The 13,781-nt window shown below is 40.5% G+C and carries 8 protein-coding genes and 1 tRNA gene; 6 read left to right on the top strand and 3 right to left on the bottom strand.

The window, feature by feature from the left end; genetic code table 11:
- The first annotated feature begins 45 nt into the window (after positions 1-45).
- Positions 46-119 (top strand) — tRNA-Pro (locus BLW16_RS09440).
- 245 nt (positions 120-364) lie between these two features.
- On the opposite strand, the gene BLW16_RS09435 is transcribed toward BLW16_RS09440, so the two are convergent.
- From BLW16_RS09435 to BLW16_RS09425, 3 genes are all read right to left on the bottom strand, one after another.
- Positions 365-1,279: a helix-turn-helix domain-containing protein gene (locus tag BLW16_RS09435; RefSeq protein WP_090556335.1), complete on the bottom strand. Its 915-nt coding sequence runs from the start codon at positions 1,277-1,279 to the stop codon at positions 365-367.
- A 79-nt stretch (positions 1,280-1,358) separates the two neighbouring features.
- Positions 1,359-2,132, bottom strand: coding sequence for an SDR family NAD(P)-dependent oxidoreductase (locus BLW16_RS09430; RefSeq protein WP_090556334.1), 774 nt, complete (start codon positions 2,130-2,132; stop codon positions 1,359-1,361).
- Positions 2,133-2,863: 731 nt separating this feature from the next.
- Positions 2,864-4,963, bottom strand: coding sequence for a CehA/McbA family metallohydrolase domain-containing protein (locus BLW16_RS09425; RefSeq protein WP_090556333.1), 2,100 nt, complete (start codon positions 4,961-4,963; stop codon positions 2,864-2,866).
- Positions 4,964-5,515: 552 nt separating this feature from the next.
- Here BLW16_RS09425 and BLW16_RS09420 point away from each other — a divergent pair.
- The 5 genes from BLW16_RS09420 to BLW16_RS09400 all read left to right on the top strand — a co-directional run bounded on the left by BLW16_RS09420 (position 5,516) and on the right by BLW16_RS09400 (position 13,488).
- Positions 5,516-6,097: an RNA polymerase sigma factor gene (locus BLW16_RS09420; protein ID WP_090556332.1), complete on the top strand. Its 582-nt coding sequence runs from the start codon at positions 5,516-5,518 to the stop codon at positions 6,095-6,097.
- Between the two features lie 66 nt (positions 6,098-6,163).
- The gene (locus tag BLW16_RS09415) at positions 6,164-7,303 is read left to right on the top strand and encodes a FecR family protein (RefSeq protein WP_090556331.1); all 1,140 of its coding nucleotides are present in this window, start codon (positions 6,164-6,166) and stop codon (positions 7,301-7,303) included.
- 310 nt (positions 7,304-7,613) lie between these two features.
- The gene (locus BLW16_RS09410) at positions 7,614-10,862 is read left to right on the top strand and encodes a SusC/RagA family TonB-linked outer membrane protein (RefSeq protein ID WP_175470530.1); all 3,249 of its coding nucleotides are present in this window, start codon (positions 7,614-7,616) and stop codon (positions 10,860-10,862) included.
- Positions 10,863-10,873: 11 nt separating this feature from the next.
- Entirely contained in the window at positions 10,874-12,256 is a 1,383-nt protein-coding gene (locus BLW16_RS09405) for a RagB/SusD family nutrient uptake outer membrane protein (RefSeq protein ID WP_090556329.1), read from the top strand.
- A gap of 98 nt (positions 12,257-12,354) precedes the next feature.
- Entirely contained in the window at positions 12,355-13,488 is a 1,134-nt protein-coding gene (locus BLW16_RS09400; protein ID WP_090556328.1) for a TlpA disulfide reductase family protein, read from the top strand.
- The last annotated feature ends 293 nt before the right edge of the window (positions 13,489-13,781 follow it).

Genomic DNA, 13,781 nt, shown 5'->3' with positions numbered 1-13,781 from the left:
AACCGCAGATCCTTCGCAAGAGGAAAAAAGGTGATACCATGTTTTCGGGGTGTAGCGTAGCCCGGTATCGCGCCTGCTTTGGGAGCAGGAGGTCGTAGGTTCGAATCCTGCCACCCCGACTTACGGACTATCAAATGTCTGCAAAGCCCCTTAAATCGTATGATTTAAGGGGCTTTTTGTTTTATTTCATATCAATCGGTTCAGACAAAAATATCCACCGCGATACAGTTTGGCAACCATGTGGGAACGGCGATTTTCCTCATCGCAAAAACATTTGTTACCAATACACCGACTTCTCTATGTTAGCTTTATCCTATGTGATACCCTATTTCTATCGGCTGTGCATCTCAGATTACAATTGGAATCAATTGAAGGAAAGTCTGAATTCCAGTGGTGAGAGCTTTGTTTTGTTTTTAAAAAGCCTGCTAAAGGACTGGGAATGCTCAAAACCTAACTGGTAGGCTACCTCACTGATGCTTAGTTCTGTAGACGAAAGTAGTTCTTTTGATCTCTGGATCAATTTTTCGTGGATATGCTGCTGTGCGGTCAGTCCGGTGAGCGAACGCAGCAGGTCACTTAAATAATTGGGCGAATAATTTAATTGCTCTGCAAGGTATTGAACGGTGGGAACGCCCTGGTTGGCTGATTTGTCTTTTTCAAAGTAAGTATCCAACAATTCTTCCAGTTTTTTCAGGAGATCATTGTTCACCGCTTGACGCGTGATGAACTGGCGCTTGTAGAATCGCTTGGCATAACTTAGCAACAATTCGATCTGAGCAATGATCACTTCCTGGCTGAAGTCATCGATACGGCTATTGAGTTCCTCCCGGATGATGTTATAAATGGACAGCATTGTTGCCTTCTCCTGCTCAGAAAGATGTAAGGCCTCGTTAGCCGCATATGAAAAGAAACCGAACTGTTTGATCTTCGCTGCCAAAGGGTGTCCCCGCAGGAAATCTGAATGTATAAAAAGTGATAAACCCTCATTATCATTATAAGCTACTATTTGACCCGTTACCTGGTTGGGCGCCGTAAATATCAGACTGCCGTCGTCAAAGTCATAATGCTCCTGGCCATACTGAAATTTTCCGGACAGTTTAGTTACAAAACTGATCATGTAAAAACACACAACATAGCTTACCGGGGACTGGCACAAGTTCATAACCTGCCGGGCTTCCATTAAACTGATCAAGGGATGAACCGGACCAGCAATTCCCGCCATACGGTGAATTTCGGAAATGGATTCTATCTTAGTGACTTTAGGCGTTTTGCTTTTCATATTCGAAGATAAAAAGTAAACCGGTGACATTTATATCACCGGTGATAAATTACGTAATTCATTTACCTGATAGCCTGTGCTACCAGGGCAGCGAACCATCGTGGCCGGTAAAAGTACCGGTCGGACCATCCGTTTCCAAAGCTACCCTGATAGGTTCGCGCGAACCTACCTCAAGGCTGTCCGTACCCTGGAAGTTGTTCAATGCCGTCGCCGTGTATGAGGGGCTTACAGCATTGACTTTGATATTTTCCTTTTCTAATTCTAAAGCGAAAGCGACGGTAACGGCATTAAGTGCTGTTTTAGAGGCACCATAAGCCAATCCGAAACTATCTCTGGCCCAAGATCCCGGCTCCGTTATCCAGGTAAGTGACCCCATTCCGCTAGATACGTTGACAATGCGCGCCGATGGTGATTTACGCAATAAAGGCAAGGCCGCCTGGGTAATTGCGATAACACCAAAAACGTTGGTTTCCCATACTGTACGCACTTCATCTAAAGATACATTAACCGCCCTGCCGGCTGCCATCGCTTCTTCCGGAGTACGTCCAGGCTCACCAGCCTGGCCAATACCGGCGTTGTTGACAAGCAGGTCTAAACGGCCATCCTCGCTGGTAATGCGTTCAATGGCCGCATGGATACTCTCCTGTTTGGTGATGTCTAATTGAACTGCCTTTGCATTATGACCGATCCTTGCTGCTGCCTTTTCGCCATTTGTTAGATTACGTGACCCTACATATACGATGTACCCATTAGCGGCAAGTGTTTTAGCGATCTCACTTCCAATCCCCTGGTTAGCCCCGGTAACCAATGCAACGGGCTGAACATTATCTGATGAATGTTTTTGATTTTCCATAAACTTATTGTTATCAATTTATAAAACAAAGGTCAGGATCGGATTTTTTGCCACTGTAACCAAATTCAGGAATGTTATAACCAAAACTATGAATCTGAAAAAGACCATATGTCAACCAAATTGATTCCTCCCCCTAAACGTTTTGTTTATTCATTAAAGTTAGATCTCTATTTATATCTAAAAGGCTTATAGGACTCGTAGTTCCTATACAAACATTATCAGTACTTGTGTTTGACGGCCATGATGTGTTTTCAGCATTGACTGATTATGTCGAAATTAGACTGAACGCAATAAGGTAAAATGTTCCTAGCTGAATAAAATGACGATGTGTTTGTCGCCCTACACACCATTTTCAAATTCAAAATAATAATATCGAAAGCAATGAGAGTAAAAGTTATGTTGGCGAAATGGGATCAGCTTAATTTGATTTATCCATTTTGCAATATATACTGCTAAGATGTAAAAGTTCTGCAAGTCTACTCAAATCACAGATAAAATGACTCGGACTTTGTACAGGCAGGGCGACAATCACACTTCTAAAAGTCGGAAAAACCGCTTAAACCGTATGATTTAACAGGTTTTTTGTTTTATTTCAAGTCAATCGGTTCAGAAAAATGCAAAGAAAAAATCACTCATAAAAGGATGTAACAGCCAGCTCAGTCAGCGATATAACCGCAAGTTCATGATCTGTACGAAGCAAATGATTTAGGGGAAAAAGCTTAAATCCTGGTTTAAACCTTTTTTTGTTTCAAATAAAATGTTTGGCTAAAGGCTCCGTTCACTGCAGTGTCCCAGATTTCAATCCGCATCCATTTCCTGCCTTTTAAACGCGACTGAAACTTAAACTGTTCGGTACCATAAGCTTTGGTATACCGCAAATCAATTTTCTCCCGGTATACCTTTTTGCCATCACCTGATATGAGTTCAATAAAATTCAAGGGAAAGGTCCAGCTCAGTTTCAAACGGACATCTGCTGTACCTGCTGCGTTTAACATTAAGGTTTCACCTGTCAACTTTCCGTTTACCCTTAACTCATGGATCAGTACCTCTCCGGTGGTGCTAAAGAATTTCCCCCGCTGCATACTCTCCACCAGGGCTTTCCAGCCTTCATCATATCTGGGCAAATGGTCAAGCATCATATAATTCACATTCATATGGGCATACATCTCGTTCTCCCGGGTAATGGAAAACAGGTCGGCTTCTGCAATTACCGTTTTCTTTTCCCCCCAGTTGTTCATATCATCCAGCAGATCAAGCACACGTTTCCCGAGCCGCGGTTGTGAAAGGTCGGCCGGCATCGCTTTCCAGGCAGCTCCCATAAAACGGTCAGATTTGAAAAAATCTTCATGAGCGTAAGCATCCGGGGTATTCACAGAACCTTTGGTACGGGCATGTGCCGTCCAGGCAAGTCCCTGCTCCTCCTGCAGTAATTTTAGCATATCGCTTTTGTTGCCAACATGGTACACCTTACCAAAACCCGGCCTTTGTTCTACGAAAGGCTGGCTGCTGCTGCGCGACATTACCCAATAAACAGGTTTGGGAAAGATCTGCAGCCAATGGCCCCCAAAAAACTCATTCGGCTCCTCCCCGGGTAGCAGCAGGAATTTGGTACCTGATAAACGCCGGCATTGTTCAAACAAAGCTGTTAATTCTCTCAAACGTAACGAATCAGGTCCTTTAGGATGAGCGGTATAATGAAATTCCCCGAGATGCACAATGTCCACTCCCATCCTCTTGAACACTTCAACAAACTCCGGTTTTTCCGGAACAGGCTGATTAGCCAGCACTACTTTCATGATAAATTCATTATGAAAATGGCTTGACATGGTTTTGAAACCTGGTATAGCTACGTAACGGTCCGCGTTAGTAAATTTCTTTACTGCATTTAAGGCATCGCCATTACCCCTGCTGCTGAGCAGACAGAAGAAGTTCAGCCGTTGCTGTGTTCCTGGCGGCGCGTTAAACCAGGGCACATATCGCTGGTCGCCCTGCAGCTCCTGCCGGATCCCGATCCCATATCCAGGTACGCTGTTCCGGTAATTCTTTCCATACCAGATAAACCTGAGGTTAAACGCTTCATCAAGCGGATAGAAATATTGATGAGGAGCCGGGAAAACAGCAATGCTCCCAGCCTTGCCCTGCACAGCAATACTACGGTACTTCACAGCAAGATTGCTGGCACTGTCCGTATACTTTACTGCTGAAGATTTCAGCTCGTCTGCAGTATTGATCCAGGACAACTGGTTCCACTTCTGATCATTGCTGACCAGCCCCGCATCATATACGATCGCAGTGGCATCGGCCTGGGTAGACATTACAGCAGCTATATTAAAAAGCGGACTTCCATTATAAAAAGTTACTTCCAATACTCCGGTAAAGTGATCAGCAGTCAGCTTTCCGATCTTTACCACCGTTCGGCTACCTACAGTTTCAATAGAAATTGAATCCTTTTTAAGGACAACCGGGAACATCTTAAAAGGTTTCAAGGGAACCTTATCAAAAAATATATTCCATCCGTTCTGAGATACCAAATCGCGTTTGCCTATGCTGAGCAAAAACACCGGATCCAGTTCCTCAGATACCGTAACAGGTTCCGCTTTTGTACCTACGGAGATTCTCCGGAACAAAGGCGCTTTGGAAGAAAGATCAAACTGCACTTGTCCGAACTGCGCTTCACCTGTGGGCCAGGTAATTTGAACCAATTCATTATCTATAGCAATGCTTGCTTCGCCACTATTTTTAAACAGCCTGGTATCCAGTTTGATCTGGGCTTGCACATTGGCTATTGATACCATAAGGAGTGCCATCAAAAAAAGAGTTCTTAAGTTCATATCTGGTAGATTGTATTTCTAAACTACAGAATTCTGCTGCTATTTAAGACTACAAAATGAAATCAATCAGCATTGTTACTACTGTAATTTTAGTTTCCATTAATTTTATTTTCCATTGTTAAGATGCAACCTGGCCTCACTAGTTTTTCAAAACTGTTCATTTGCCTTTCAGCAGACATCATAGAGAACTATCAAAAAAGATATTGCCAGACTGATGGAAACTGAACTTCAGAAAATAAAGGACAGCCAGGCAAAGAAAAAAGGGAAAAACACTAAGAAACTAAGTGACGCACTGCTCCAGCAACTAAATTGAAGGACAAAAAACCTATTAAAAATCAAGCCATACAGAATTCCACCTGAATTAAAGGAGCATTTTTAAACTGGCTATATGAATTTCGGCTTATCTAGCTAGTTTCGGATGGTTTAAGGGGCATTTTCTGTCTCTAGTATTGCCGTAATGCTTTATTCCAGTATTTTAATTAATATTGTGCTAACAATTTAGTAAATTAGTCGTAATCAAACCTGTAGTTTATCAAGTTGGGAAGTTGAAGCATGGATAAACCAAGTGAACTTACGGATGAACAACTACTGCTTTCATTAAAGGAAGGTAATGAAAGTGCGTTGCGTTTGATTTACCGAAAATACTGGAAAGTACTTTACAATGAATGCTGCCGCCGTTTGAACGATGCGCAGCAAAGTGAAGAGTTGGTGCAGGATATATTCGCTGACCTATGGGAAAAAAAAGCAGATCGAGAAATTGTTAACCTGAAAGCCTATTTAATTACCGCTGTTAAATATGCCGTTTACCGGCAATACCGCCGTAAAAAAACATTACCCTCTTTTGAGGAGCCTTTGGAACACTTAATCTATGAGGACGACAGTGCAGATTCCGCTTTGTTTTTAAAAGAATTACATTTATATGTGGAAAGATGGTTGGCCGCACAGCCAGAAAAACGCAGGGAAATTTTTGTAAGGCGTTACATGAATGAGCACTCAACAGAACAGATCAGTCAGGAAATGGGTGTTCCGCAAAAGACCGTTCAAAACACACTTCGTTATACAGAAGTTGCCTTAAAAACAGATCTTGGTAATTTCCTGATCTTATTGCCGTTTTTCCTGGACAAGTTCCAATAAAAATATATTTTCACTTCGGTCGGGAGTTACTAAAAAATAAGACACTGTATAGAAAACAGTGATGCTATGACCGGCAAGAATCAGAATGAATTTCAACAGCTTGTTCAAAAATACCTGGATGGCACAGCGACGCCGGAAGAACTTGATGTGTTAGATCGTTACTACCTGCTTTTCCGTGATGAACCAGCAAGCACTGCTTTGCTAAGCGAGCAGGAATTATTGCAGTTAGAGCATCGCATCGAAAACGGACTCTTCAAACGTATTCAGCAACCTGCTAAATTGACCCGACTTTGGCCGCGAATTGCAATTGCTGCTGCTGTTGCAACTATCATTTTTGGGGCAGGATTATTTTATTTTAATAGTGATACAGAAAACAAGACGGATCAGGTTGCTTATAAAAATGATGTAGCTCCTGGAAAAATGGGCGCTACCCTTACTTTGGCTAATGGCCGAAAAATCTTTATAAATAGTGCCCTGACAGGAAATATTGCCAATCAGTCTGGTGTGAAGATTTCAAGATCCAAAGACGGGCAGATCATTTATGAGGTAACTGATCAAAATAGCGGGGATGCTGAATTTAATACCCTGAGTACATCTCGTGGGGAACAGACGCAGGTGCGTTTACCTGACGGTTCAGTCGTGTTTTTGAATGCGGAGTCTTCGTTAAAGTATCCTGCTAATTTTGCAAAACTTGGGAAAAGGCATGTCTCTTTAACGGGTGAAGGTTACTTTGAAGTTGCTAAAGACAAAAGCCACCCATTTGTCGTAACTACATACAATCAGGAAGTTAATGTTTTGGGCACTCATTTCAATATTAACGCCTATGCGGATGATCCTGAGGCAAAAACAACTTTATTGGAAGGTAGTATTCATATTACAGCGAGTGGCGTTTCAAAAACCTTAAAACCAGGTCAGCAAGCAGTCCATGCGGGCAATGACATGCAGATTTTCAGTGCAGATACAGAATTAGCTGTCGCCTGGAAGAATAACGAATTTATGTTCGAGGAACAAAGTATAAAAAGCGTGATGAAAATGGTTGAACGCTGGTATACGGTAGAAGTGATTTATCAGGGAGATATCCCCTTAGATAAATTCAGTGGAGTTGTCTCCCGTTTCGACAACGTTTCCAAAGTACTCAGTGTTTTGGAATCAACCGGAAGAATAAAATTCAAAATTGAAGGGAGGAGAATCTATGTTTTACGTTGAGCTTTCTCATCATATTCTCAATCCCCCTATAAAAAACCGAGAATTAACAGAATTATTAACCTTTAAATTTCACCAGGGATGATCAGAAACTTACGACAGAAAAAGTAATTCATAAAAACAAACCAGAAGTGAAGCACCCCTGGTTTGTGTTTGGCCAATTAATTTAAAAAATCAACTATTAACCGCAGAATGCCGACGTTTTTCGAGGACAGGAGGCAAACTGCACGAACCAAACTAAAAGTAAATGTATTCAATTTATACCAGAAAACAAGGTATAACGCATTCGTTATACCGTAAAATGTGGCTTGCTATGAGACTAACCACCGTCATACTAATAGCGGCATTAATGCAAGTCAGCGCCGCAGGACTTGCACAGAAAGTCAGTCTGTCTCAGACCAATGGGCAGCTAAAGACCGTCTTGCGGGACATTAGAAAGCAAAGTGGATATAACTTTGTTTATACGGATGTTTTGCTAAAAAAAGCAAAACCTATTAACATTAAAGTTAAAGACATCGACTTAGAAGTTGTACTAAACAAGATTTTTAGTGACCAGCCCCTTACTTATGAAGTCAACAACAAGACGGTAGTTATAAAGGAGAGATCAGAGCCTTCCTTTATTAAAAACCTGATGGCTCGATTTCGGGCAATTGATGTCAAAGGGAAAGTGCTGAATGAAAATGGTGGGCCTCTAGTGGGATCGACTGTAGCGGTTAAGGGAACAAACAGATCTGTAAAGACAGACCAGAACGGTGCATTTTTTCTAAGTAGTATTGATGAGAAAGCAGTTTTGGTTATTAGCTATATTGGTTATGAGTCAAGGGAAATCGAGGTTGTTTCAGATATGGGAAGTTTAACCTTGAATGTGGCCGATGCTAAGTTGGAAGAAGTAGAGATTAATACAGGATATTATACCGTAAAAGAAAAGGAAAGAACAGGGTCAATTTCCAGGATTACATCAAAGGATATTGAGAAACAACCTGTTAATAATGTTCTGGCAGCTATGCAAGCAAATTTAACCGGGGTACAAATTACACAAACTACAGGTGTCCCGGGGGGTAGCTTCACTGTTCAAATACGAGGAAAGAATAGTCTGCAACAGGGAGGCGACCCTTACTATATTATTGACGGAGTTCCTTTTAGCTCAGTAAGTCTGAGTCCAGGTGTAGTCGGTATCACACCCAATGCAAACCCTTTGGCCAGTATTAATCCGAACGATATAGAGAGTGTAGAAGTTTTGAAAGATGCGGATGCAACTGCAATTTATGGTTCAAGGGGCGCAAATGGTGTAATCCTGATTACCACCAAACGTGGCAAAGTCGGCAAAGCACAAACGAATATTTCAATTACTCAGGGCATATCCAGAGTTGGCAAAATGATGGATCTGATGAATACTGAACAATACATTTCGATGCGAAAAGAAGCTTTAAAAAATGATAATCTTCAAGTAGCATCAACCGATTATGACTTGAACGCCTGGGATCAAAATAGGTATACCAATTGGCAAAAAGAGTTGATAGGTGGTATAGCACCGACTACTACTATACAAGCATCACTTTCTGGAGGCACAGAAAACATAACGTATCTTGTTGGAGGAAACTATTATAAGGAAGGTACTGTATTCATAGGTAATCAATCTTATACCAGGGGTTCTGGAAATTTTAGCTTACAATATCTTTCAGATAACAAAAAATTCAATGCTATAATTGACGCTAATTATAGTGATGTGAACAGCAATTTATTTCAGGTCGATCTGACGCAATATATTACCCTCGCACCGAATTACCCTGCCTTACTCAATAAAGAGGGATTGTTGAACTGGGAAAACAATACGTTGTACACAAATCCCATTGCAGAAACACGAAAACCATTTAATGCCAGAACAAACAATCTCATTGGGAATGCTCTGCTTAGCTATACAATAATCCCTGATTTAAAATTAAAAACAAGTTTCGGTTATAATATTTTGAATAGAAATGAATATTCAGGAACTCCCCTAAGTTCTTATGCACCGGTAAACAAATATGGCCCTGAACGAAGAATTTCAAATTTCGCCAATAATTCTACAAGCAACTGGATCTTTGAAGCACAGGCGAATTATGTAAAAAAATTGCGTTACGGCACCTTAAATGCACTCTTAGGCACAACTTTCCAACAGGGGTTAATTAAATTTCAGAATGTGAGAGGTTCGGGATTTAATAGTGACGCGCTAATTAATGATTTACGCTCTGCATCAACATTGAGTATATCTCAAAATACCTACCTTCAATACCGCTATACGGCTGCATTTGGTCGTCTGAATTATACTTTAGATGATAAATATATTCTAAACTTAACCGGAAGAAGAGACGGAAGTACACGTTTTGGAACAGATAAACAATTCGCAAACTTTGGCGCAATAGGAGCAGCATGGGTGATCAGTGAAGAAAATTATATCAAGGAAAACTTACCTTTCATTAGCTTCGCTAAGCTAAGAGGAAGTTATGGTATTACAGGGAACGATCAAATTCCAGATTATGGATACCTCGAATTATGGAGACCAACGCTAAATTATCAAGGAATATCTACAGTGTCACCGTCAACCCTGGCAAATCCAAATTTTGCCTGGGAAGTAAACAAAAAAGCTGAGCTTGCCCTGGATCTTGGTTTTATAAACGACCGAATCAGATTGTCAGCAGACTATTACAGCAATAAGTCTTCTAACCAACTTGTTTCAAAACAGCTCCCCCCGAGTACCGGATTTACAGGCATACAAGACAATTTGCCGGCCAAAATCGAAAATACAGGCTGGGAGTTTGAATTAAACACAAAAAACATCGCCACCAAAGTTATCACCTGGAATACCTCTTTCAATATAACAATACCTCGTAATAAATTGATAGAATATCCTGGACTGGCAACAAGTGCCGACGCTTCAAAATATGTGATTGGCCAACCTTTAACGATAAAAAAACTGTACAATACGAGTGTAGATCCTCAAACAGGGTTATACATTAGTGAAGATTATGATAAAAATGGTGAAATTGATTTTGATAAGGATCTATATGTAATTGCATTTAATGGTCGTAAATTTTATGGCGGATTGCAAAATTCATTTACTTATCATAATATAGGACTGGATTTCCTATTCCAATTTGTAAAACAAAGTGGAATAGGTGAACTAACAAATTTTCCCGAGACACCTGGAAAATTTACATTTTCCAATCCAACGAGCAATCAACCTGCCTTTCTTATCAATAACTGGAAAAATCAGGGGGATAATGCCAAATATCAAAAATTCAGCACGGATTTTCCTGCATTTCTAGGTTCAATTTATGCAAGCAATTATGGGAGTTTTGCGTTGAGCGATGCGTCCTATATCAGGCTGAAAAATATTTCACTGAGCTATAATTTTCCAAATCGGTTACTAAAAAAGGCTAAAATTAGTAGCGCAAAATTCTTTTTGCAAGGTCAAAATATTTTTACAATCACACACTATAAAGGCTTAGATCCAGAAACACAGAGCGGCTCTCGTTTACCCCCTCTTCAGGTATATACAGCAGGAATACAGCTAACTCTTTAAAAAATAACGTAATGAAAAATATAAAAAAACAATTAGTGCTTTTTATCCTGATAATCGCATCAGGGAATTATTCATGTAAAAAATTTCTGAAAATAGACGCTCCAATAAATGCGGCCACTCCTGCTGAACTTTTCTCTAATGATGCAATTGCAACATCTGCAATTACAGGAATATATAGCAAAATGGCAAGTTTTGGAGCTTTTGCCGGAGGTCAGAGTTCAATATCTGTTTTATGCGGTCTTTCTTCAGATGAGTTAAAAAGCCATTCGTCTACACTAGATGGTTTTTACAAAAATGAAATCTTACCATCCGAGGGCAAGATCGGCCTTTATCTTTGGGCAGAAACCTATAATTACATCTATATTACAAATGCCACTTTAGCTGGGCTTGAATCTTCTACCGGTATCTCGGAGATTACGAAAAGGCAGTTAGAGGGCGAAGCTAAATTTGTGAGGGCTATTTCTTATTTCTATCTGGTAAATCTATTCGGCGAAGTACCATTAAATCTTTCTACTGATTATAGGATAAACGAAAAAAATGGCAATTCTTCAAAAGAATTAATCTACGCCCAAATCGTTAAAGATCTTACTGAGGCTGAAACATTGCTGCAATCTGAATATGTGACAATAGAGCGTATCAGACCGAATAAATGGGCAGCAAAAGCACTATTATCCCGAGTATACCTTTACTTAGAGAAATGGGATCTCGCTGCTCAGAAATCTGCTGAAGTAATTGATCAAACAGCAATGTATTCGCTATTAGACAATTTAGATAATGTTTTTCTAAAAAATAGCCAGGAGGCCATATGGCAGTTAATGCCAACACAAGGATCAAACACGCAGGAGGGTATTTTTTTTAATTTAATCGCCACGCCTTCTTTTGTGTCAATACCCCCTGATATCTTACCAAAGTTCGATGCCAGTGATCTAAGGAAAACGAAATGGATAAACAAATATTCCGATGGTTCAGTAGACTATTACTTTCCCTATAAATATAAAATCAGAACAACAGTCAATGGTCAGATAAGCGAGTATTCTATGGTTATCAGACTTGCAGAGCTGTTCTTGATCAGGGCGGAAGCCAGGGCTCAACAAGGACAAACAAGTCTTGCTCTGGAGGATCTTAATAAAATACGTAAAAGAGCAGGTCTCTTAACGCCACTTATCGGCCTGGATCAGGCACAATGTCTTAGTGAGGTTGCAAAACAAAGGAGACTTGAACTGTTCTCAGAGTGGGGACACCGATGGTTTGACCTTAAAAGAACTAAACAGGCAGCGAGTGTACTTGCACCACTAAAAGGACCTACCTGGCAAGAAACTGACGCTTTATATCCAATACCTCTGGATGAAATAAACAGGAACCACAATGTAAAACAAAACCCCGGTTATAATTAATGATGAATTCGTTCTTATTTATAAAAGCAATAGCGCCTCTTAACTGCGCACAGATGCATGAACGTAGACATAACTAATTTAATATCAAAAAAACAAAAATGAAAAAACTAATTCTTATCGCCCTGGGCATTGCACCAGTCCTGTCCATGGCCCAATCTTCACAATTTACCGTCAAAGGAACATTAAGTACTTCCAAAACAGCTACCAAAGCTTATCTTTCTTACCCCTTAGCCGGGAAACAGGTTCTTGATTCTGTACAGCTTAGTAACGGTACGTTCTCCTTCAGTGGTGTTATTACTGATCCGGTACCTGCGCACATCCTGATAGATCACGATGGTTCTGGACTGAAAAAAGTCTCTTTCGCTTCAGATATTTTAAAGTTTTATTTAGACAAGGGCAGTGTCACGCTGATGAGCAAAGACTCTATCAAGTACGCGACAATCAGCGGTTCAGCAGTCAATACAGAAAATCAGCAATATATAAACCTGATCAAGGTTCCTGAACAGCAAGTTGCAGCCGCCAATGCGGCCTACCAGGCAGCTCCACAACAAAAAAGAGAAGACACGGTGTTCACTGCATCGCTTCAGGCAAAAATCGATGTTGCAACAGCTGAGAAGAAAACAATCCAATTAAAATACATCAAACAAAATCCAGCCTCATTCATCAATTTAAAAATCATTAATGAATTGATTGGACCGGACTTGAAACTGGAGCTTATAGAGCCGCTATACAACAGTTTATCTCCCGCATTGCGTACAACCGTTTCGGGGTTGGAGATCGCCAAACTCATTGCGGCAACACATACAACAGGAATTGGATCGGTTGCACCAGATTTTACAATGAACGATACCAATGACCAGCCAATAGCATTGCGTAGTTTCCGGGGCAAGTACGTTTTGCTTGATTTCTGGGCATCCTGGTGCGGTCCGTGCCGTACGGAAAATCCAAATTTGGTAAAAGCGTTTGCAAATTATAAAGATAAAAATTTTACAATTATAGGGGTGTCACTGGATCAGCCTGGCAAAAAAGATTCCTGGCTGGCAGCGATCAAGAAAGATGGATTGGAATGGACGCAGCTTTCTGACCTAAAATTCTGGAATAGTGAAACAGCAAAACTTTATGGCATCCGTGCCATCCCTCAAAACTACCTGCTGGATCCTGATGGAAAGATTATTGCCACAAATTTGAGGGGAGAAGAGCTGAATAGCAAATTGCTGACCTTACTAAAATAGGTGCAATACCTGTAGTCCAAACATTTCAATTCCATTTGTGAAACTTTACCCATTTAACTTAAAAGACTAACTGATGATTTCCTGCTTTCTTAATATAAAGTTGATCCCAATAAAATCCAGGAATTTGAGCACTATGGAAGGCTTTGGAAAATTGCGATATTAAAACAGACGGGCGGCATACACCGCCCGAACTGTACCTAACTAAACCTGAATTATCGCTGTCGTTAATATAATCAATGTTGCACTGCATTATTATTGCAATCGGTTAATAAATCAATGAATCGAATGCAAAG

Origin of the sequence: Pedobacter hartonius (genome assembly GCF_900107535.1) — a bacterium.
Lineage (GTDB): Bacteria > Bacteroidota > Bacteroidia > Sphingobacteriales > Sphingobacteriaceae > Pedobacter > Pedobacter hartonius.
This window is presented reverse-complemented; position numbering and strand designations above follow the sequence as displayed.

Bases quoted from the DNA above. Each gene is read 5' to 3' on its own strand.
- BLW16_RS09435 (WP_090556335.1), bottom strand. From the start codon at position 1,279: ATGAAAAGCAAAACGCCTAAAGTCACTAAGATAGAATCCATTTCCGAA.
- BLW16_RS09430 (WP_090556334.1), bottom strand. From the start codon at position 2,132: ATGGAAAATCAAAAACATTCATCAGATAATGTTCAGCCCGTTGCATTG.
- BLW16_RS09425 (WP_090556333.1), bottom strand. From the start codon at position 4,963: ATGAACTTAAGAACTCTTTTTTTGATGGCACTCCTTATGGTATCAATA.
- BLW16_RS09420 (WP_090556332.1), top strand. From the start codon at position 5,516: ATGGATAAACCAAGTGAACTTACGGATGAACAACTACTGCTTTCATTA.
- BLW16_RS09415 (WP_090556331.1), top strand. From the start codon at position 6,164: ATGACCGGCAAGAATCAGAATGAATTTCAACAGCTTGTTCAAAAATAC.
- BLW16_RS09410 (WP_175470530.1), top strand. From the start codon at position 7,614: ATGAGACTAACCACCGTCATACTAATAGCGGCATTAATGCAAGTCAGC.
- BLW16_RS09405 (WP_090556329.1), top strand. From the start codon at position 10,874: ATGAAAAATATAAAAAAACAATTAGTGCTTTTTATCCTGATAATCGCA.
- BLW16_RS09400 (WP_090556328.1), top strand. From the start codon at position 12,355: ATGAAAAAACTAATTCTTATCGCCCTGGGCATTGCACCAGTCCTGTCC.